Origin of the sequence: Blautia sp. BCRC 81119, assembly GCF_003184505.1 — a bacterium.
GTDB classification, from domain to species: Bacteria; Bacillota; Clostridia; order Lachnospirales; family Lachnospiraceae; genus Blautia_A; species Blautia_A fusiformis.
On record NZ_QJHD01000043.1, the window covers coordinates 1 to 19,244 of the forward strand.

24 protein-coding genes are annotated in these 19,244 nt (G+C 50.6%); 23 read left to right on the forward strand and 1 reads right to left on the reverse strand.

The annotated features are described in order from the left end of the window. The 15 genes from DMI82_RS18600 to DMI82_RS18660 form a co-directional block, all read left to right on the forward strand. Nucleotides 1-582, forward strand: a 582-nt coding sequence (locus DMI82_RS18600) for a SpoVG family protein (protein ID WP_242981875.1), incomplete at its 5' end; no start/stop codon positions are given. Continuing rightward, nucleotides 572-1,351 carry a DNA-methyltransferase gene (locus DMI82_RS18605; protein ID WP_110104215.1) on the forward strand — a complete coding sequence of 260 codons (780 nt, stop codon included), beginning with the start codon at nt 572-574 and terminating at the stop codon, nt 1,349-1,351. The genes DMI82_RS18600 and DMI82_RS18605, both read left to right, overlap by 11 nt. A 2-nt stretch (nt 1,352-1,353) precedes the next feature. Next, complete coding sequence (locus DMI82_RS18610; RefSeq protein ID WP_257362322.1) at nt 1,354-1,923, forward strand: MT-A70 family methyltransferase; 570 nt, start codon at nt 1,354-1,356, stop codon at nt 1,921-1,923. Nucleotides 1,924-1,926: 3 nt separating this feature from the next. Further along, nucleotides 1,927-2,316 carry a PrgI family protein gene (locus DMI82_RS18615; protein ID WP_015563852.1) on the forward strand — a complete coding sequence of 130 codons (390 nt, stop codon included), beginning with the start codon at nt 1,927-1,929 and terminating at the stop codon, nt 2,314-2,316. Continuing rightward, complete coding sequence (locus DMI82_RS18620) at nt 2,273-4,633, forward strand: VirB4-like conjugal transfer ATPase, CD1110 family (RefSeq protein WP_173765246.1); 2,361 nt, start codon at nt 2,273-2,275, stop codon at nt 4,631-4,633. The genes DMI82_RS18615 and DMI82_RS18620 overlap by 44 nt, the downstream gene beginning before the upstream one ends. Next, entirely contained in the window at nt 4,614-6,332 is a 1,719-nt protein-coding gene (locus DMI82_RS18625) for a C40 family peptidase (protein ID WP_110104217.1), read from the forward strand. Before DMI82_RS18620 ends, DMI82_RS18625 begins: the two co-directional genes overlap by 20 nt. A gap of 14 nt (nt 6,333-6,346) precedes the next feature. After that, the gene (locus tag DMI82_RS18630; protein WP_015563850.1) at nt 6,347-6,598 is read left to right on the forward strand and encodes a DUF4315 family protein; all 252 of its coding nucleotides are present in this window, start codon (nt 6,347-6,349) and stop codon (nt 6,596-6,598) included. A gap of 2 nt (nt 6,599-6,600) precedes the next feature. Beyond that, nucleotides 6,601-7,350 carry a DUF4366 domain-containing protein gene (locus tag DMI82_RS18635; protein ID WP_110104218.1) on the forward strand — a complete coding sequence of 250 codons (750 nt, stop codon included), beginning with the start codon at nt 6,601-6,603 and terminating at the stop codon, nt 7,348-7,350. Beyond that, on the forward strand, nt 7,347-7,523 hold the full coding sequence (locus DMI82_RS20145) for a hypothetical protein (protein WP_199579985.1): 177 nt from the start codon (nt 7,347-7,349) through the stop codon (nt 7,521-7,523). Before DMI82_RS18635 ends, DMI82_RS20145 begins: the two co-directional genes overlap by 4 nt. A gap of 4 nt (nt 7,524-7,527) precedes the next feature. Continuing rightward, on the forward strand, nt 7,528-7,881 hold the full coding sequence (locus tag DMI82_RS18640) for a cysteine-rich VLP domain-containing protein (RefSeq protein ID WP_110104219.1): 354 nt from the start codon (nt 7,528-7,530) through the stop codon (nt 7,879-7,881). A gap of 179 nt (nt 7,882-8,060) precedes the next feature. Then, a complete protein-coding gene (locus DMI82_RS18645) occupies nt 8,061-9,020 on the forward strand; it encodes a hypothetical protein (protein ID WP_110104220.1) in 960 nt (319 codons plus the stop codon). 13 nt (nt 9,021-9,033) lie between these two features. After that, on the forward strand, nt 9,034-9,618 hold the full coding sequence (locus DMI82_RS18650) for a hypothetical protein (RefSeq protein WP_003020359.1): 585 nt from the start codon (nt 9,034-9,036) through the stop codon (nt 9,616-9,618). A 12-nt stretch (nt 9,619-9,630) separates the two neighbouring features. Further along, the gene (locus DMI82_RS20150; RefSeq protein WP_003020361.1) at nt 9,631-9,795 is read left to right on the forward strand and encodes a hypothetical protein; all 165 of its coding nucleotides are present in this window, start codon (nt 9,631-9,633) and stop codon (nt 9,793-9,795) included. Continuing rightward, a complete protein-coding gene (locus tag DMI82_RS18655; protein WP_110104221.1) occupies nt 9,792-10,139 on the forward strand; it encodes a plasmid mobilization protein in 348 nt (115 codons plus the stop codon). The genes DMI82_RS20150 and DMI82_RS18655 overlap by 4 nt, the downstream gene beginning before the upstream one ends. Nucleotides 10,140-10,297: 158 nt before the next feature. After that, nucleotides 10,298-11,644: a relaxase/mobilization nuclease domain-containing protein gene (locus DMI82_RS18660; RefSeq protein WP_199579986.1), complete on the forward strand. Its 1,347-nt coding sequence runs from the start codon at nt 10,298-10,300 to the stop codon at nt 11,642-11,644. 202 nt (nt 11,645-11,846) lie between these two features. Here DMI82_RS18660 and DMI82_RS18665 read toward each other — a convergent pair whose 3' ends face one another. Beyond that, nucleotides 11,847-12,206: a helix-turn-helix domain-containing protein gene (locus tag DMI82_RS18665; RefSeq protein WP_014080204.1), complete on the reverse strand. Its 360-nt coding sequence runs from the start codon at nt 12,204-12,206 to the stop codon at nt 11,847-11,849. A gap of 248 nt (nt 12,207-12,454) precedes the next feature. On the opposite strand from DMI82_RS18665, the gene vanR reads away from it, so the two are divergent. The 8 genes from vanR to DMI82_RS18705 form a co-directional block, all read left to right on the forward strand. Then, entirely contained in the window at nt 12,455-13,150 is a 696-nt protein-coding gene (gene vanR, locus DMI82_RS18670) for a VanR-ABDEGLN family response regulator transcription factor (RefSeq protein ID WP_110104223.1), read from the forward strand. A gap of 16 nt (nt 13,151-13,166) precedes the next feature. Then, nucleotides 13,167-13,676 (forward strand): VanZ family protein, encoded by a 510-nt coding sequence (locus DMI82_RS18675; RefSeq protein WP_110104224.1) that lies wholly within the window; start codon nt 13,167-13,169, stop codon nt 13,674-13,676. 11 nt (nt 13,677-13,687) lie between these two features. After that, nucleotides 13,688-14,752, forward strand: a complete 1,065-nt coding sequence (locus tag DMI82_RS18680) for a sensor histidine kinase (protein ID WP_110104225.1) — start codon at nt 13,688-13,690, stop codon at nt 14,750-14,752. Between the two features lie 140 nt (nt 14,753-14,892). Continuing rightward, nucleotides 14,893-15,780: an ABC transporter ATP-binding protein gene (locus tag DMI82_RS18685; RefSeq protein WP_110104226.1), complete on the forward strand. Its 888-nt coding sequence runs from the start codon at nt 14,893-14,895 to the stop codon at nt 15,778-15,780. 1 nt (nt 15,781) lies between these two features. After that, nucleotides 15,782-17,023: an ABC transporter permease subunit gene (locus DMI82_RS18690; RefSeq protein ID WP_110104227.1), complete on the forward strand. Its 1,242-nt coding sequence runs from the start codon at nt 15,782-15,784 to the stop codon at nt 17,021-17,023. A 531-nt stretch (nt 17,024-17,554) separates the two neighbouring features. Then, a complete protein-coding gene (locus DMI82_RS18695; RefSeq protein WP_242981877.1) occupies nt 17,555-17,911 on the forward strand; it encodes a sigma factor-like helix-turn-helix DNA-binding protein in 357 nt (118 codons plus the stop codon). A gap of 469 nt (nt 17,912-18,380) precedes the next feature. After that, entirely contained in the window at nt 18,381-18,647 is a 267-nt protein-coding gene (locus DMI82_RS18700; protein WP_110104228.1) for a DUF6870 family protein, read from the forward strand. 118 nt (nt 18,648-18,765) lie between these two features. Next, nucleotides 18,766-19,244 (forward strand): recombinase family protein (locus DMI82_RS18705; protein ID WP_158526518.1); only part of this gene is annotated, 479 nt, incomplete at its 3' end.

The following is a 19,244-nucleotide window of genomic DNA, read 5'->3' on the forward strand; positions in this document are numbered from 1 at the left end:
CCGGCAAGCGGAAAGGAGGAATTTTATCTGAGTAAGAAAGACGATGTATTGCTGACCCCGGAGCAGATTGCTGCGGAGGAACGGCGCTGGCTGTTTGATGCTCCCATCGCGGAGCTTGCAGAAGTCAAGGGCGTTAGCATTGATGAGGCAGTAAAAATGCGGACAGATGCTGTCTTGCAGGAGGCGGTTGTTCCGATCACGGTATCTGTCCGCCCGATTGAGCCGCAGGGAAAACTGATCGGCTTCGCCAGCGTCAATTTTGGCGGTGTGGTCATCGACGATTTTAAGGTTGTGGACGGGAAAAACGGGATTTTCCTCGGCGCTCCCTCTAAACCTGATCCTGCCAGCCGGACGGGATACCGGGCTACGGTTCGGATTCCTGACCGAGCCACACAGGAACGGATCAATGCGGCTGGTGTGGAGGCGTATCATGCGGCAGTGGAACAGCTTGTTGCACGGGCCCAGGCGGTACGGCCTGCCCCGATCAAGGAGCAGATGGCCGAGGCTGCAAAGCAAGCGGGAAAAGAAAACGCTGCCCGGCCTGCGCCTGCCAAGGCAAAGGAGGCCCGTAATGACCGATAGCCGCACTTTGGGACAAAGTATCCCGAAGGAGGGCTTGTTTCTCATGGATGGCATTGAGGGCCTGCGCTCCCTGCCCAAACATAGCGTGGATATGCTGTTGACTGATCCGCCTTACGGCACAACCCGGAATTATTGGGATGTGCCCCTGCCGCTCCCAGAGCTGTGGGAGGCAGTGAAATGGGCGGTCAAGCCGAATGGCGCAGTGCTGTTTTTCGCACAGTGCCCCTTTGACAAGGTGCTGGGCGCATCCAACCTCGCCATGCTCCGCTATGAGTGGATTTGGTACAAAGAGCGCGGAACGGGCTTTCTCAATGCAAACCGGGCTCCGCTGAAAAAGTCCGAGAACATCTTGGTGTTTTACCAGAAGTCCCCGGTCTACAATCCACAGTTTACTTACGGCAAGCCATATACCCGTGTTCATTCCCGAAGCGGTACAAGCTCTAACTATGGGAAATTTGAACGGCAGGGCTCAGAGTCCAACGATGGCCGCCGCTATCCCGGAAATGTGCTTTTTGTGCCTACGGTGTCCGGCGGCATCCATCCCACACAGAAGCCCGTGGAGCTTTGTGAGTATCTGATCCGCACCTATACCCGCCCCGGCGAATTGGTCGCGGACATTTGCGCGGGCTCCGGCACAACCGCGATTGCAGCTATCAACACAGAACGTCGCTTTGTATGCTTTGAAACGGCCCCGGCCTTTTATGCCGCAGCCAGTGAGCGTATTCGTGCGGCGCAGGCAGTAAAAAGCTCCGGCGAGAAAGGAGTGTAATTATCCAGCAGTATTCTATCATTTACGCCGATCCCCCTTGGCGCTACTCGGCTAAGAAAGTACAGGGCGCGGCGGAAAATCATTATCCCACTATGAGCATTGAGGATTTATGTGCGTTGCCTGTGGCTGATCTTGCAGCCCCGGACAGCGCACTCTTTTTATGGGCTACTTTCCCGCAGCTCCCGGAGGCGCTCCGGCTGATCGAGGCTTGGGGCTTCACCTATAAATCCGTTGCTTTCGTCTGGCTGAAAAAGAACAAGAAGGCGGATAGCTGGTTTTACGGCCTTGGCTTCTGGACAAGGGGCAATGCAGAAATCTGCCTGCTGGCAACCAAGGGCCACCCGAAGCGGCAGGCTGCCAACATCCATCAATTTATCGTTTCCCCGATTGAGGCCCACAGCAAAAAGCCGGACGAGGCCCGCGACAAAATTATTTCCCTGATGGGCGATCTGCCCCGCGTGGAGCTCTTTGCCAGGCAGACCCCGCCCGGCTGGGCTGTATGGGGGAATGAAGTAACACCAACCATCCCGGACTTTGGGACACATTGTCCCGAAGTGCAGAAAGGAGTGTGATCTATGCCCTATGTAAACGTACCAAACGATTTATCCAAAATCAAAACAAAGATGGCTTTCAACCTCACCAAACGCCAGCTTGTCTGCTTCGGCAGCGCGGGCGCAGTGGGGATTCCGGCCTATCTGCTGACCCGTGGCACCCTCGGCAATACCGGGGCGATGTTTCTCATGCTGGGAATTATGCTCCCGGCGTTCCTGCTGGCCATGTATGAAAAGGACGGCTTACCCTTTGAAAAGGTGGTGCGGAATATCATCCGGGCCAAGTTTCTAAGGCCGGGGATCAGGGCCTACCGAACCGAAAACATTTATGCGCCCTTTGCCGGGCCGGGCGCTGGAAAGGAGGATGTGATTGAAAAACACAAAGAAGAAAAACGGAGCCGCCGCCAAGGGTAAAGGCCGGGCGACCCTGTCTGCTCAGCAGACAATCCCGTATCTGTCCATGCACCCGGACGGTGTGTGCAAGCTCCCGGGCGGGCTCTATACAAAAACCGTGGAATATGAGGACATCAATTACTCTGTGGCCTCCACCGAGGATCAGACTGCCATATTCAGCGGATGGAGTTCATTTCTCAACTACTTTGACAGTTCGCTGCCGTTCCAGCTTTCCTTTATCAACCGTCGTTCCCATTCCCGCAGCCGCTATCAAGTCAATATCCCGAAAGCGGATGACAACTATAACAGCGTCCGGGATGAGTTTACCGGGATGCTGAAAAATCAGATTGCCAAAAGCAATAACGGCATTGAACGCTCAAAATACATCACCTTTGGCATACCCGCCGAGGGGATTGCGGAGGCACGGCCCCGTCTGGAGCGTGTGGAGGCCGATGTCATGGGAAACTTTAAGCGACTGGGCGTTCCCTCGGAGCCGATGGACGGACGGGCCCGCCTTGCGCTGCTTCATAGCCAGATGCACCCGGGGAGCCGTGAGGCGTTCCGCTTTTCGTGGAAAGACATCCCGCAAACCGGGCTCGGCACAAAAGACTTTATTGCCCCGGACAGTCTCGACTTCCGCCAGTCCCGAACATTCCGTATCGGCCAGTATTGGGGCGCGGTGTCCTATTTGCAGATTATGGCATCGGAGCTTTCGGATAAGCTGCTGGCGGAAATCTTGGAGCTGGATGCGGAAATGACCGTGACCATGCACATTCAGACCGTGGATCAGCTCAAGGCAATTAAGACCATCAAAGGGAAAATCTCGGACATCGGAAAAATGAAAGTGGAGGAACAGAGAAAGGCTGTGCGCTCCGGCTATGACCCGGATATTCTTCCCCCTGACCTGATCACATTCAGCAAGGACGCAGCGGAGCTTCTGGCTGATTTGCAATCCCGCAATGAGCGAATGTTTCTGCTGACCTTTACGGTGGTAAACCTTGCCCCTACTCGCCAGCGGCTGGAAAACGATGTGTTTACCGTGGGCGGTATCGCGCAGAAATACAACTGCGCTCTGCGCCGTCTGGACTGGCAACAGGAACAGGGATTTGTTTCTTCGCTGGCCCTTGGTTACAACGAGGTAGAAATCCAGCGCGGTATGACAACCAGCTCCACAGCCATCTTTATCCCCTTTATGACAAGGGAGCTCCGCATGGCGGGGCAGGCTCTCTACTATGGCATGAACGCACTTTCTCACAATGTCATCATGGCTGACCGCAAAAAGCTGAAGTCGGCAAACGGGATGTATTTGGGTTCTACGGGCTCCGGCAAGAGCTTTGCTGCAAAGCGTGAGCTCTTGAATGTGTTTCTTACCATCCCGCAGGATCGGATTATCGTGGTTGACCCGATGGGCGAATACGCTCCGCTGGTGCGAAGGCTGGGCGGCCAGGTGATCGAGATTGCCCCGGACAGCCCGCACCACCTCAATCCGATGGATGTGGAGCTCAATATGGCCGCCGGAGAAAGCCCGCTTTCCATGAAGGCGGATTTTCTTTTGTCCCTGTGCGAGCTGGTGGTCGGCGGCAAGGAAGGCTTGCAGCCCATTGAAAAGACGGTCATTGACCGCTGTGTGCGTTTGGTGTACCGGGAGCAGGCACTCGGATTGGAAACCGCAAAAACACCGCTGTTACAGGATTTGTACGAAGAGCTCTTACGCCAGCCGGAGCCCGAAGCCCGGCGCGTGGCAACTGCCTTAGAGCTTTATTGCACAGGCTCCCTCAATCTCTTTAACCATCCTACCAACGTCAAGACGGACAGCCGTGTGGTGTGCATCGTTCTGAAAAACATGGGCGAAAACCTTAGAAAGATTGCAATGCACATCACAAATGAGTTTGTTTCGCAGGCGGTGGATCAGAACTTCCACGAGGGTGCGGCGACTTGGTGCTACTTTGACGAGTTTCATATCCTGCTCCGCGATCCGCTGACAGCCAGCTACTTTGTGGCAGTCTGGAAAATGCTGCGTAAAAAAGGATGTGTGCCGTCTGCTTTGACGCAGAACGTCAAAGACCTTTTGGCCAGCCGGGAAATCGAGAACATTCTGGACAACACGGATTTTATGATTCTGCTTTCGCAGGCGCAGAGTGACCGTACCATTCTGGCAAAACAGCTCGGTATTTCCGAGCATCAGCTTTCCTATATCACACACAGCAATTCCGGCGAGGGGCTGTTGTTCTATGGAAATGTGACCATCCCGTTTGTGGATCGGTTCCCTCGCGGAGAAATCTATGACCTGCTGACTACCCGCCCGGAGGATATGAAGAATGAAACGAAAAACGAATAAAACCAAGGAGGAGGCTTGGTCGCAGACCGCCCACGCCCCTGACGGGGAACAGCCCGGGCCGGAGGCTTCCGACACTTCGGGACAAAGTGTCCCGAAGTCCAAGTTCCGCAAAAAGAGCCAGCAGGAACAAGCTGCGGCGGCAAAGCTCCGTATGGAGTCCCAAGGCGAAAAGCTGGAACAGGCCCGGGAGAAGCTGGCAAAACAAAAGCCGCCGAAAAAGCCCGGCCCGGTAAAACGCATAGGCCGTGTTGCCAGTGGTTCCGTTCACAGCTTCGTGCATGGCAAGATTTTTGAAGTGGAACAGGAAAATGTCGGCACAGAAGGCGCACACCGTTCTGAGCTTGCGGGAGAAACCGCGCTGCGGCACGGCTCCCGCTTTGTGCGCCGTAAAGTCCGGGAACATCCGGCAAAAGTGGTACGCAAGGCCGAGGCCCGCTATACCAAATACACGGCGGACTACCATTTTCACACCGCCGCACAGGAGCACCCGGAGCTGACGAAAAATGCCCTTACCCGCTACTGGCAGAAGCAACGGCTTCGCAGGCAATACCGCAAGCAGGCAAAGGAGGCTGCAAAGCAGGGCGCGGCTGCGGCTGGGAAAACTGCCACAGCCACAGAACGCCTGACCGCCCGGGCAGTGGAATTTGTCAAAAGTCATCCCGCAGGTGCCGTGATTGCGGTGCTCTGTGTGTTACTCCTGTTTGCTATGCAGTCCTGTTCCTCTACCATGCTTATGCTGGGGAACGCCGGGGCCGGTGCATTAGGGGCCAGCACCTATCCTTGCGAGGATTGGGATATGCTGGCCGCCGAAGCTGCCTACTGTGCGCTGGAAGATGATTTGCAGCATTATCTGGACACCTATGAAAGCACCCATGACTATGACGAATACCACTTCGATCTGGACGAAATCGAACATGACCCCTATGTGCTGCTTTCTCTTTTGTGTGCGCTCCATGAGGGGCAATGGACAATAGACGAAGTACAGGGAACGCTGCAAATGCTGTTTGACCGCCAGTACATTCTCACGGAGGATGTAGTGGTGGAAACCCGGTATCGCACGGAAACCGACACATGGACGGACGAGGATGGCAACTCCCATACGGACACCTATCAGGTGCCTTACGATTATTACATCTGTACGGTCACGCTGGAGAACTTTGATTTATCCCATGTGCCCGTATATGTCATGAGCGAGGAGCAGCTTTCACGGTATGCCATCTATATGGCAACGCTGGGAAACCGCCCCGATCTGTTCCCGGATTCTCCCTATGTGAACAAGTACATTACCGGGAAACCCGGTGATTACGAAGTGCCCGGAGAATATCTGGACGATGAAACCTTTGCCGCGATGCTTGCCGAAGCGCAGAAATACATCGGCTATCCCTATGTGTGGGGCGGCAGTTCTCCCGCCACTTCCTTTGATTGCTCGGGGTACGTTTCGTGGGTTATCAATCACTCCGGCTGGAATGTGGGCAGGCTGGGAGCCCAGGGGCTCTATAACATCTGTACGCCGACCAGTTCTCCCAAACCCGGTGATCTGGTGTTCTTCAAAGGCACCTATGACACGCCGGGCGTGAGCCATTGCGGGATTTATGTCGGTGATGGAAAAATGCTGCATTGCGGAGATCCCATCGGCTACGCAAATTTGAATACAAGCTACTGGCAATCTCATTTTTACGCCTACGGGCGTTTACCGTGACAGGAGGTTTTGAAATGGCAACTACCAAAAGCATGAAAATTCAGGCCGAGATTGATAAGGTCAAGGCCAAAATCAGTGAACAGCAGGCCCGGCTCAAGGAGCTGGAGCAGAAAAAGCTGGAGGCGGAAAACAGCGAGATCGTGGACATTGTGCGCGGTATGAGCATTTCCCTTACGGAGCTCCCGCTGCTGTTTGAAAAGCTGAAGGACGGAGGTACTTTGGGACAAAGTGTCCCGAAGTCCGAAGAAGAAAAGGAGGAAAACTGAATATGAAACACTTTCGTATGTTGGCGGCGGGGCTTTGCTCCGCCGTTCTTTTATGCGGCTTTGCAATCCCGGCCTATGCCTATTCGGACGGCGGGAATGAGGAACCGCCTGTTGTGGAAGAAACTCCGGCCCCGGAGCCAGCGCCTACCATTACCCCGGGCGAGGGCTTTTCGGAGGATGGAAACCTTGTGACCCGCGATCTGCTCTACGATGCTGCAACCAACAAACAGTTCATCACGGTGGAAACCAGCGGCGGCAACACCTTTTACATTGTCATTGACTATGACAAGCCTGTGGACGAGGACGGCGAACAGTATCACACCTACTTTCTGAACATGGTGGATGAAGCCGATCTGCTGGCGGCACTGGAGGCCGCTGGCGGAGAACTTCCGGCCTGCTCCTGCACAGAAAAATGTGCGCCCGGAGCCATCCATACGGATTGCGAGGTCTGCGCGGTCAACATGACCGAGTGTGCTGGCACAGCTCCCGAACCCGCTCCGGTGACGGAACCTGCGGAGGAGCCGGAACCCGAGCCCCAGCAGAAAAGTAATACCGGGACGCTTCTGCTGATTTTGGCAGTGGCTGTTCTGGGCGGCGGTGCAGGCTGGTACTTGAAAATCTACCGCCCGAAGCACGAAAAAGCTGCTGTACCCGAAGAAGATTACAGTGAGGAACTGGCTGATTATGACGATTCCGAGGACGATGGGCCGCCTTGGGACGAGGACGATACCGAAAGCGAGGATAATGAATGAGATTTACCAACAACCCCTATGAGGGATTTATGAAAGAAAAAAGCTACTTTAAGGATGTGCCGCCCAGCCTGCCGCCGAAGGGCTCCCGTTGTGACGGCTGCCCTTACTGGCGCGGGATCGGCTGCGTGTTCTGCTACCGGGAGCAGCTTAAACCACCGGGCAACGGGAGGTGATGCTGTGGGCCGAGAACTGACCCGGACAGAAAAAGCGGCAATCCGCAGGCTGGTGTCAAAATGGTGTGCCAACTATGACCGGGACTGCGGCTGCCTGCCGCTGGATTGCGAGTGCTATATGTTTGGGAAATGCTGGACGGGGGCTTATTGCCGCTACTTCCGCGAGGCAGTTCTGCCCCTTGATCCGGCGCTGGAGATTGCGCTGCTGACAGAAGGGCCAAGGCCGGATTTCAAGGCTTGCCCGGTATGCGGCAGAGCCGTGGCTCCTGATGGACGGCAAACCTATTGTTCGGCGGCCTGTGCAAAAGCGGCACATCGCAGACAGCAGCGGGAATATATGCGGAAAAAACGGGGCTGATGTGTTGACAATTAGGCCACCTCAAACCCGCCTGTGACAAGGCTTTTTAAGGCCCTTTTCTGCGGGAGGCGTATGTTTCTATGTCCGGCCCTGTTTCCGTGAGATGCTGTCAACATTTTAGCTGCCGGGGCTTTGGGACAATTTGTCCCAAAGTTCCGGCTTTTGTGGAAGGAGGTACTATGCCGAAATATTATCCGATCAACGAAGAAGCCGCAAAGCGGGCAAAAGATATGAACAGCTTTTCCGACTATCAGCCGGGCTCCGCTACGGCGGGCTACCGGGCAATGGTCGATGAAGCGTATGCAGCGGCGGAACGCCAGAAAGCCCGTGTCGATCCCATGTACCACGATAAGATTGACGCGCTGGTGGATCGCTATGCCCGGAAACTTGCGGAAAATCTGAATGAACGCAATGTGATTGATGCCCGGGTGCCCTCTATTCTGATCTCCGGGGGCGGTAATTTCCCTGTGGCAAAAAAGCACAAGCAGAACGCCGCCCGGGATCGCAACTATGGAGAGTATGCGGAGATTTCAAAGCTGCTTGAGAAAATCCGCTCTGTTGGTATGGGCGGGATCAGCGCAGACGATGATCTGGCCGTGGAAAAGCTGACAAAAAAGCTGGAGGGGCTGGAGTCCCAGCAGGCCACCATGAAGGCGATCAATGCGTATTTTCGGAAACACAAAACGCTGGATGGCTGCCCGGAGCTTACGCCGGAGCAGGCAGAAAAGCTCAAAGCAGATATGGCGCAGTCATGGCACTTGGACAAAAGCAAGCCGTATCCCGCCTATCTGCTTTCCAACAACAACGCCAACATCCGCCGTGTGCGCCAGCGCATTGAGGAACTGAGCAACCGCTCCGAGTTTGCAGGCTGGACATTCCCCGGAGGCGAGGCAAAAACCAACGAGGCTGAAAACCGTTTGCAGCTCATTTTCGAGGAAAAGCCCGATGCCGATCAGAGGCAGGAACTGAAAAGCAACGGCTTTAAGTGGGCTCCCAGCCAAGGGGCATGGCAGCGGCAGCTTAACCAGAACGCCATCCGTGCTGCAGCCCGGATAGACTTTCTGCGGCCCGAGGACGGTACAAGCCCCTATCAGCTCCAGCCGTTTGCGAAAAGAGAAAACAAAGAAATGTCTCGATGATGGGAGGTGTACTATGGACAAAAATCAAGGTTATGCTATTTTGAAGGCGGTCATGCTGGAAAATGGACGGGGATTTGCATTGGGCGAACATCCCACCGCGCCATCCCGCTATGTCACATGGGCCTGCTATGATGACAAGGACGGCCAGCGGCAGTACGAATGGGGTCACTATGGAAATGACCGCACCGCGATGGAACAGGATTTCACAGACCGGGTGCAGGACTATCAGCGTATTTATAACGTGGGGATCAGGCAGACCGAGGCTCCCGGCCTTTACAAGTATTATTCGACCCAGCGGCCTGTGGACATCGGGACATTCCCGAAGCCGCCTTATAACAAGCCGGATGAAATCTTCAATTACGATCAGCGCATCCCGGTGGAAAATGGCTCGTTCCTGGCTTGGGGCTATCTTACCTATACCCGCCCGCTAACGGAAAAACAGGCATCCGACTATGAGCTGCGTCCTGCGCCTGATAATCCCGACAGGCCCCGTCCGATTGCCGAGCAGATGAAAAATGCGGCAAAGTTGGCGGAGGCAGATCGCGGCTCGGAGGCTCCGGCTCCCCAACGGAGGCAGCCTGACCGTGGCGATAGATAAGGAGGTGCGTATATGGAAAAGAAACGTGAACAGGAATTGTCTGTACTGGAGGTGCTGCGCCTGCACCGTGAATTTCATTTGCCGCACCCTGTTCCGGCAGACAAACAGGAAAAGCCGCTGGATAAGGTAAAGGAGCCGCCCCGCGCCTGCCGCAGCCGGGAGCGTGAGGAGCGATGACAAAAAAGCGCCGCCGTCCGATCCATCTTCATGTGATGGTGTCGGAGGCGGAGCAGGCTCTGATTCAAGAACGTATGGCGGAGGCTGGCATCCGTAATATGGGAGCCTATATGCGGAAAATGGCCCTGAGTGGGTATGTGCTTCATGTTGACCTTTCGCCTGTTCGTGAGCTGGTTTCGCTCCAGCGGCGCTGCTCCAACAATCTGAACCAAGTGGCAATTCAAGTCAACACCTACGGCGCGATTTATCCCGAAGAACTCGCAGCCTTACAGCGGGACTATGCCGCGTTGTGGGGGCCGCTATCTGATCTTTTGAAACAGCTCTCCGCGCTGGTAGAGCTCTGACCCATCCGGGGAGTGGTTGATACCGCTCCCCGGTTTTTTCTACTTCGGGACAAAGTGTCCCAAAGTAAAAATACTGTTTGCCGGAAGGAGGGATTTCTACGGCGACCACCTACATCCGCCCTTATAAAACAGCGGCGGGAAAAAGTGCAATTCAAACGATGGAGGATCGTTTCACCTATGGCCTGAACCCGGAAAAGCTGGGAGCCGTATCTTCCTATCTCTGCGATCCGAACACGGCCCCCGCCGAGTTTCTTCTGGTAAAAAGTCAATACCTTGCAGAGACAGGCCGGGCCGTATCTCGCGGGGCCCTGTTCTTTCAGATCCGGCAGGCGTTTCTGCCTGGGGAGGTTACGGCGGAAGAAGCAAACCGTATCGGTTATGAAACGGCAATGCGATGGACAAAGGGAAAGTATCAGTTCTTTGTCTGTACGCATACCGACAAGGCCCATATCCACAATCACATTTATTTCAATGCAACGGCCTTTGACCGCTCCCGGAAATTTCATAATTTTATTGGTTCGTCCTTTGCCCTGCGGCGGCTCTCTGACCGCGTGTGCATCGAACATGAATTGTCTGTCATTCAAAATCCGCGCCAGCACAGCAAGGGCCGCTTTCTTCACTATGGCCAGTGGATCGGGAAAAAGCCGCCCTCTGCCAAGCAGCGGGTGCGGCTGGCTGTTCTCGCCGCTTTGGAGAAAAAGCCCACGGACTTTGCCGACTTTCTTCGTCTCATGGAGGAGTCCGGCTTTGCGGTAAAACAGGGGCGCGGCGGTGTCATCTCATTCCTTGCGCCCGGGCAGGAAAAACCGACCCGGCTACGGGCTTCTACACTTGGAGCCGGATTTGACCCGGAGGACATCAAGGCGGTAATTGCCGGGGAACGTCCGCTCCCTGAACTGCCAGAGGAGCCCACGGTTCCGCCACGGCGAGTCAATCTCATCATCGACATTCAAGAGCGTATGGCCCAGGGCAAAGGCCCGGCCTATGAACGATGGGCCAAGGTCTACAACTTAAAGCAGATGGCGGCTGCGCTCCAGTATTTGCAGGAGCATCATCTGACAGACTATGCGGCGCTGACGGCCCGCACCGAGGCTGCTGTGGATCACTTTCACAAGCTGTCTGACGAGCTCCGTACAGCGGAGGAGGCCCTTTCCAAAACCTCGGAGCTGATGGCTGCCACGGTGGACTATGCCAAAACCCGACCGGTGTTCGATGGGTACAAGGCTGCGCGGTACAGCAAAAAGTATCTGGCCCAGCATGAAGCAGAGCTTGCCACTTACCGGGCGGCAAAGGATACCATGAACACCATACTGAACGGCGCAAAGCTCCCTAAAATTGAAGCACTAAAAAAATCCCGCCGTGAGTTGGCAGGACAGAAAAAAGCGCTTTATGCAGAATACCGGGAGGCCCAGCGGCAAATGCGAGAGGCCGTGGCAATAAAAGCGAACATTGATCATCTGCTCGGCATAACAGACGAGCGTGAAAATAAGGCCCAGGAACGATAGTGACGGGCCGCAGACTACGGTGCAGCGCACCGGGACTTTGGGACAATTTGTCCCGAAGTACAGCGGGTTTGGGGAGCTCCCCAACAAGCATTTTTGCGGGCCCTGCGCCCTGCAAAAATTTCGGAGTGTGGCCACACCCGAATTGCTTGCCAAAACGCGCAACCCGCAACAGGGCGCAAAAAAACGGAGGTTACGCTTTCTTTTACGTTTCCTCCGTTTCTTTCGATGCTTTCATCGCTTGGATTGTAGCTTCAACGATTTTCAATTCTCTTTCGTCCAAGGCGTTCAACATGGCATCAATCCGCTTTCTGCACTCGCTCCCGCTATTCTGGGACGGGTAAAAGTATTGATCCACCGATATATCAAACATTGTGACCATCTGATAAAAGGTGTTGAGGCTTGGATGCTGACCGTCATTTTCGTTATACATAATGGTACGCGGAGCGCGGTCAACAATATAGGCCAGTTGCTCCTGTGTCATCCCGCTGGCCTCCCGAGCTCGCTTGATAGCAAGCCCTATATCGTGAAAATCAAATCGTCGTTCATCTCGTTCTATCTTCATAACATCACCTAATGTAATTTTACATTTCATGTGATATTATTTGAACGACTATTGTTTTCATACTACTGACTATTTAATTTCGTGCTTGCATCATTGATGGATGCTGTAAACGGATATATAATAACATCGAGGATAAAAAGTAAATCTGTTCTAAGGAAAATCTTAATAATTTCTCATGCAATCCATTGAGAACTTGAACACTGTATTTGTTATACTTAATCGAATACGAGCAAAAAGGAGTTGGAAATATGTCTGAAAAGATATTGATTATAGATGACGAGCAAGATATAGCTGATCTGTTGGAGGTCTACTTGAAAAATGAAAATTATGTCGTTTATAAATTTTACTGCGCAACGGATGCCATGTCGTGTATTGAAAGCGGCAACATTGATCTTGCCATTCTGGATATTATGCTCCCGGATATGAACGGCTTTTCACTTTGCCAGCTTATCCGAAAGAAATACACTTATCCAATCATAATGCTAACGGCTAAAATTGAGGAAACGGATAAAATAACAGGGCTGACATTGGGAGCGGACGATTATGTGACAAAACCTTTTCGCCCACTTGAAGTAGTTGCCAGAGTGAAAGCACAATTAAGACGTTACAAGAAATATTCGCCCGGTATCATCGTAGAGAAAGTTCCATCGGAACTTTCCTATAACAAATTGTGCTTGAATGTACAGACCCATGAATGTTTGTTAGACGGTGAGCCGGTTTCTTTGACACCGACAGAATTTTCTATCCTCCAGGTTCTTTTGGAAAGTGCTGGGAATGTTGTAAGTATTGAGGAACTGTTTCATGCAGTTTGGAAAGATGAATACTACTCTAAAAACAGCAGCACAATTACTGTGCATATCCGGCATCTGCGTGAGAAACTGAAAGATACTTCCGATACTCCGCAGTATATTAAAACGATTTGGGGTGTTGGCTACAAAATTTAAGCGAAAGGAGTACGCTATGAAAAGAAAATCAAATTGTTTCGTAACCATTTTATTCTTAATTTATCTGGCACTCTTGGTTTGGATCATACTTTTCAAACTACAATTTTCAATCAGTGATCTGGACAAGATAAGAAGTATAAACTGTATTCCTTTTCACTATGATAAGGAAATTGGAGCAGCATTTCACTTAACAGAGGTGCTCGAAAATGTTTTGATTTTTGTGCCTATGGGTATCTATCTTCAAATGCTGATGCCAAAAGTAAAACTATATGCGAAGATAATGATGATTGCAGGAACCAGTTTTTTGCTGGAAACCACGCAATATGTTTTAGCAATCGGACGTTCTGATATTACCGATGTACTCACAAATACAGTAGGCGGCCTTTTGGGGCTTATTGTATATTTGATGGTGGCTCGGTTAATCGGAAATAGAATAAAAGCAAACAGACTGTTTTCCATTCTGGCAGGCATAGTAAGTGTTGTCGTGATTGGCCTGCTTAGCTTTATTCTGTTTGCCAATCGGTAGGAGGTGTATTTATGTCGAATAAAGAAATGGCAACAGAAAAACGCCTTAAAGTGCGCCTATATCTATCATTGCTGGTTTATACCATTGTTGGATATGGTTTGACCCTTCTCTTGAACTACATCTTTTCAAAATTTGACAACGGTATTTTTGCATGGTTCTACTGGCGGCTCGATCTGCTGTTTATTCTGTATCTGGTGATAGGCTTTGTATGTATCTTCAATTATTATTGGAAAAAGCCGTGGGACTATCTGGATGAAGTAATTAACGCAACCCAAACGGTCTATGAGCAGAACAGCCATACAGTATCGTTGTCTGATCCGCTGAAAGAACTGGAGGAACAGCTCAATCATATCAAAATGTCTGTTCTGTTGAGCAAGCAGGCTGCAAAGCAGGCAGAAGAAAAGAAAAATGAAATTGTCATGTATTTGGCGCACGATATACGCACTCCACTGACAACAGTGATAGGTTATTTGAGTTTGCTCCATGAAGCCCCAGATATGCCTGAGCAGCAAAAGAAAAAATATGTTAAGATTGCATTGGATAAGGCGGATCGTCTTGAAAAACTCATCAACGAGCTTTTTGAAATCACAAAATACAATGCACACACGGTCATTATCAAGAAAGAGAACGTGGACCTGCATTGCTTGATTGCACAGGTAATAGATGAAATATATCCGACACTCTCTGCAAATGGCAACACGGCGGTATTTACTGCGGAGGACAACTTATCTGTGAACGCTGATCCCGAAAAACTGGCGAGAGTTTTCAGTAACCTTTTACGAAATGCAGCGTCATATAGCTACCCACAGACAGAAATCACTATATCCGCCAAACGGTTAGAACATGGTATTCAGATCACTTTTGAAAATCGTGGAAAAACAATTCCACAGGAACAGCTTAACAGTATATTTGAAAAATTCAATCGCTTGGATGATGCTCGGCTTTCTAATACAGGTGGTGCGGGACTTGGCCTGTCTATTGCTGAGGAAATTATACATTTACATGGTGGAAAGATTACTGCATCCAGTCAAAACGAAACCATAGACTTTGTGATTACATTACCACTTTCCGCTTAGGAAAATAAGAATGTGATCTTAGGAATTACTTAGGAATTTAAGCGTGTGATTTTTGAGATTGAAAAGCCTTTGTTCGGTACAATGATTATCGAACAAGGGCTTTTTATTGTTCAGCTGAAACAAAAGAAAGGAGTGTAAGCATGGAACTGAAAATAGAGCATTTAAGCAAGCAGTTCAAAGACAAAACAGCAGTAAATGATGTTAATCTGACATTGACTCCCGGCGTTTGGGGACTTTTGGGGGCGAATGGTGCAGGGAAAACCACGCTCATGCGCATGATTGCTGATATTATGACACCAACCAACGGAGCGGTTTACTATGACGGAAAAGACATTCGAGAGTTAGGTGAAGTCTACCGAAGCAAGTTTGGCTTTCTGCCGCAGGAATTTGGGTATCACCGGGATTTTACGGTCAAAGATTATTTGGAGTATATGGCTGCACTTAAAGATATTCCTACAAGGGCAACCACCCCAAAGATCAATCATTTGTTGGACATTCTTTCGCTTTCCGATGTGAAAAAGAAAAAAATCTCCAATCTGTCCGGTGGTATGAAGCGGCGTGTTGGTATTGCACAGGCTATGTTGAACGACCCAGAGATACTTGTCATGGACGAACCGACAGCAGGACTTGATCCCGGAGAGCGCGTGCGTCTGCGGAATTTTATTTCCGAGTTTTCGCATGATCGAATCGTACTGATTTCTACTCATATTGTATCTGACATAGAATATATCTCTACGCGCAACGCCATTATGAAAGCCGGAGAAATTGTTGACGTAGGAACCACCGCAGAACTCGTCAAGCAAATTGGAGGCAAGGTTTGGAATTGCACAATTCCGGCCTCAAAGCTGCCGGAATATGAAATGCGGCTACGCATTATCAATCAGCGCGGTGAGGATCACAATCAAGTTTCCCTCCGTTATTTGTCTGAGTATTCAGAAATTGAAGGTTCTGTGGCAACAGAACCACGCTTGGAGGATCTGTATCTGTGGTTATTTCCGCAGACAGACTTAGAAAAGGAGGACAGATAATATGCGACTTTTTAGACTTGAACTAAAACGTATTTTGAAATCACGGCGTACCGTGATTTTACTTGTGATTGCACTTTTGCTTTCAGTAGCTATGGCATATTTGCCTATTTCATTTGAGGGTATCAACCGTCCGAACGAAGATGGGACGGTTACAGAATTGGATGGCTTGGCTGCTATCAAGTATAAAAAAGATTTTTATGAAACATCTGCTGGTGAAGTGACCCCAGATAGGATCAAGGCTGCTCTGGAAACTTATCAAAGCTGTGTTCAGAAATATGGACCAGTTGAGGAAGAGGGATTTCCTCTGACGCTATATATTGAAAAAATCCTCCCGATCCGCCCCTTGCTGAAAGGCCTATCCGAGGCGTTTGCCGATCCATTAACAGGCATTGGTGCTGATTTAATGGATATTAACCCAGATGATATTGACCAAGCCTATTATGAAAAGTGCGCAGAACATTTACAGGATGTCATGCGGAATGAACAAGGAAAATATGAGACGGCACAGCAGAAAGCTCTTGAAAAATATTCAGGAGTTTACAAACCGTTTTATTTTCATTCTGGAATTTCTAAAGACGCATTTGATTATATTGAGTTTTATATTTTGTTCCTTGCTATTTTGTGCGTGGCAATCGCAGCACCTACTTTCGCTGGTGAATATCAAACGGGTGGTGACAGTATTCTGCGAACCACCAAGCACGGGCGTACACGATTGGCAGTTACCAAAATTTTGGCAGCCTTTACGCTTTTTATTGTTACTTTCCTTGTTGGAGTCACGGTACATATTCTGATTTTGAATGCAGCGTTCGGGACGGACTGCTTAAAAACATCATTCCAAATGCTATACTCTATCATCAATCTACCAAATATCAATCTGGGACAGTTGCAGATTATTCTTGCCGCAGTAGGCTTGCTCTCAGTATTAGCAACCGTTAGCTGTACGCTATTCCTGTCTGCAAAGTGCAAAGATACATTGACTGTTTTGCTGATTTCTATTGTAGTTCTTCTCCTGCCACTTTTTGCTTATGTGGCGATGGGCGCAACATGGCTCTCTGCCATACTTCCATCTGCCGGAATTGGTATGCAGAACAACTTTCTTTATCAGCTTGCAAATTTTAACTATCTGCATATCGGCGGAATGAGTTTTTGGACACCGCATGTCATTTTACTTTCAGCAGGAATTGAATTATTTGTGTTTACATTTTTGGCGATTCATTCCTATTGCAGACATCAGGTAGCATAAAAGAAGTTCAAAATAGAATGAATTGATTTTCTGCCGGACGATGGCAAAAGAAAAAAAGCCGTCGTAGAGCAGACAATTTGACACGCCCATTTGAAACGGCGGCTTTGATTTTCAGAGCCGCCGCTTCTTTTCGTCTATCCTAACCCAACGACGGTCTAACACCGTGTAAATCTGCGGCGGCATATAGGAGGATTGCCGCCGTGTCCATTTTTGCCTTTTTTCACAGTACCCATGATCTACACCAGCTAAAAAAAGCGCAGCTCCCCCTCCGGGACAGTCTGGTTATGAATGTGAAATTAGACAGTACACAAATGAATATGTAACTTCATGCGTCCGTGTGGCTTCATGCCGCCCAGGCGCTTTTTTGTACTTCGAGACAAATTGTCCCGAGGTGCGGGGCGGCTCCCCGGGGTGCCGCTCCCCGCCGAGCCCCGTTTCGGTCACTCATCCACCCAACACCGAAACGGAGGTTTATTTATGACCACAATCAATCTGAAGGATTTTTATTATTGGTACACATAGGATCAGTTTATCGAGGTTTCTGGCGAGGTAGCCGAAGTATTTGTGTCCGATGCCCGGCACGAAATGGCCTACCAGCGGCGGCTCTCCCGGCATAAGGCGCAGTATTCTCTGGACTGCGATGACGGGATCGAATATTCCGCCTGCCTGCATGAGCCAACGCCCCAGGAGCTACTGGAGCGTATGGAGCTGTTCATCCGTCTGTGGAACGCACTCAACTCTTTGCCGGAGATCCAGGGCCGCAGGATTGATGCCCACATCATTCTTGGAAAGAGCATCAAGGAAATTGCCGTGGCCGAGGGCGTACATGAGGAGTCTGTCCGCCAGTCGATCAAGCGTGGCCTTGAGCGTATGAAAAAAACTTTTTGATTTTTTCTTCTTAACCCACTTGGAATTGATGAAAAAATGTCTCGGTTTATGAGAGGAGGTTTTCTTCCTAACGAAAGGGAATAACGGCAACCCGGAGTAAGTACGTGGAGCCAGACGGTGGGTGCGCGGTGACATCTCCCAAAAGAGATTGAGCGAACAACACCAACACTGTAAATGGGCCCGGCCATCCCAAGGCCATGATCCGGCGCTGAACAGGTTGGCTGCCTGTTCCTCCGGGCTTGTCGCTTTACTTGCGTTGAGAGCGCCGCACAGAAAATAACGATTGTCTTTGGACAGGCCAAGTAAATATGTGCAGCGCTCTCTAATATTCAAAAACTATAATGAACCTCGAGACAAAGTGTCCCAAGGTGGAGTAAGGCAACAGGCCAGCATCCCGGTGGTGCTGGCCTGTTGCGTTTCCCCACCAAACAGCGGGAGGCGTTCTATCAATCTGCGAAGGAGGTTTACCGTGAAATTAACTACACAGAAACTTGAACAAATGAGAAGCGTTGACATTGGCGCGGTGGCTGCCGAGTCCCTGCCTGATGTGAGCGGTATGACCTTTGACAATGCGCTTTCCCGAAAGGAGCGCATCTCTCGATTTTTGCAGACTGTCAAAAATCCATACTGCTTTTGCATCGGTGGTGTTGGCGTGAAAATTGAATTTGCTGAAAGCGGGCCATCTCTCCAAGATAAGCTGACGGATTTCCTGCTGCGGCAAAGAAGCGGGCTGTAACTTCGGTTACAGCTCATTTTGCTTCTTCGAGACAAAGTGTCCCGAAGCGGAGGCATCCTTGTTGTCCTCCCCGGACAGAGTTATAATATAAGTGTAATGTGATAGGGAAGGAGGAACAATGGCACGAGCAAAAAACAGAGGGTATCAGCAGAGTTTCTCTCCCTCTTACACAATCCGCCGCTGGCGGCTGGGCATCTATATCCGGCTTTCAAAGGAAGATTTGAAAAAAGGAAAAGACGATAGCAACAGCGTAAAGAACCAGCGTGACCTACTGAACGATTTTTACCGACGCAACATTGACGAGTTTGAAAGTATCACGGAATATGTAGATGACGGACATACTGGAACGGACGCTAACCGTGAAGATTTTCAACGGCTCTTGGCGGATGTCATGAGTGGTAAAATCAACTGCGTTATAGTAAAAGACCTGTCCCGCTTCGCACGAAATTATAGCGATGCCGGAAGTTTGATCGACAATCTGTTTGTTCAAATGGGTGTTCGCTTTATCAGCCTTGCTGAGAATGTGGACAGCTACAAGAACCCCGACAGCGTTTCAAATATCATCGTTCCCATTACAAACGTGATGAACGATAATTA

Excerpts from the sequence above, each read along its gene's own strand:
- DMI82_RS18605 (WP_110104215.1), top strand. The coding sequence starts at position 572 with ATGACCGATAGCCGCACTTTGGGACAAAGTATCCCGAAGGAGGGCTTG.
- DMI82_RS18615 (WP_015563852.1), top strand. The coding sequence starts at position 1,927 with ATGCCCTATGTAAACGTACCAAACGATTTATCCAAAATCAAAACAAAG.
- DMI82_RS18625 (WP_110104217.1), top strand. The coding sequence starts at position 4,614 with ATGAAACGAAAAACGAATAAAACCAAGGAGGAGGCTTGGTCGCAGACC.
- DMI82_RS18630 (WP_015563850.1), top strand. The coding sequence starts at position 6,347 with ATGGCAACTACCAAAAGCATGAAAATTCAGGCCGAGATTGATAAGGTC.
- DMI82_RS18635 (WP_110104218.1), top strand. The coding sequence starts at position 6,601 with ATGAAACACTTTCGTATGTTGGCGGCGGGGCTTTGCTCCGCCGTTCTT.
- DMI82_RS20145 (WP_199579985.1), top strand. The coding sequence starts at position 7,347 with ATGAGATTTACCAACAACCCCTATGAGGGATTTATGAAAGAAAAAAGC.
- DMI82_RS18645 (WP_110104220.1), top strand. The coding sequence starts at position 8,061 with ATGCCGAAATATTATCCGATCAACGAAGAAGCCGCAAAGCGGGCAAAA.
- DMI82_RS18650 (WP_003020359.1), top strand. The coding sequence starts at position 9,034 with ATGGACAAAAATCAAGGTTATGCTATTTTGAAGGCGGTCATGCTGGAA.
- DMI82_RS20150 (WP_003020361.1), top strand. The coding sequence starts at position 9,631 with ATGGAAAAGAAACGTGAACAGGAATTGTCTGTACTGGAGGTGCTGCGC.
- DMI82_RS18655 (WP_110104221.1), top strand. The coding sequence starts at position 9,792 with ATGACAAAAAAGCGCCGCCGTCCGATCCATCTTCATGTGATGGTGTCG.
- DMI82_RS18660 (WP_199579986.1), top strand. The coding sequence starts at position 10,298 with ATGGAGGATCGTTTCACCTATGGCCTGAACCCGGAAAAGCTGGGAGCC.
- DMI82_RS18665 (WP_014080204.1), bottom strand. The coding sequence starts at position 12,206 with ATGAAGATAGAACGAGATGAACGACGATTTGATTTTCACGATATAGGG.
- vanR (WP_110104223.1), top strand. The coding sequence starts at position 12,455 with ATGTCTGAAAAGATATTGATTATAGATGACGAGCAAGATATAGCTGAT.
- DMI82_RS18675 (WP_110104224.1), top strand. The coding sequence starts at position 13,167 with ATGAAAAGAAAATCAAATTGTTTCGTAACCATTTTATTCTTAATTTAT.
- DMI82_RS18680 (WP_110104225.1), top strand. The coding sequence starts at position 13,688 with ATGTCGAATAAAGAAATGGCAACAGAAAAACGCCTTAAAGTGCGCCTA.
- DMI82_RS18685 (WP_110104226.1), top strand. The coding sequence starts at position 14,893 with ATGGAACTGAAAATAGAGCATTTAAGCAAGCAGTTCAAAGACAAAACA.
- DMI82_RS18690 (WP_110104227.1), top strand. The coding sequence starts at position 15,782 with ATGCGACTTTTTAGACTTGAACTAAAACGTATTTTGAAATCACGGCGT.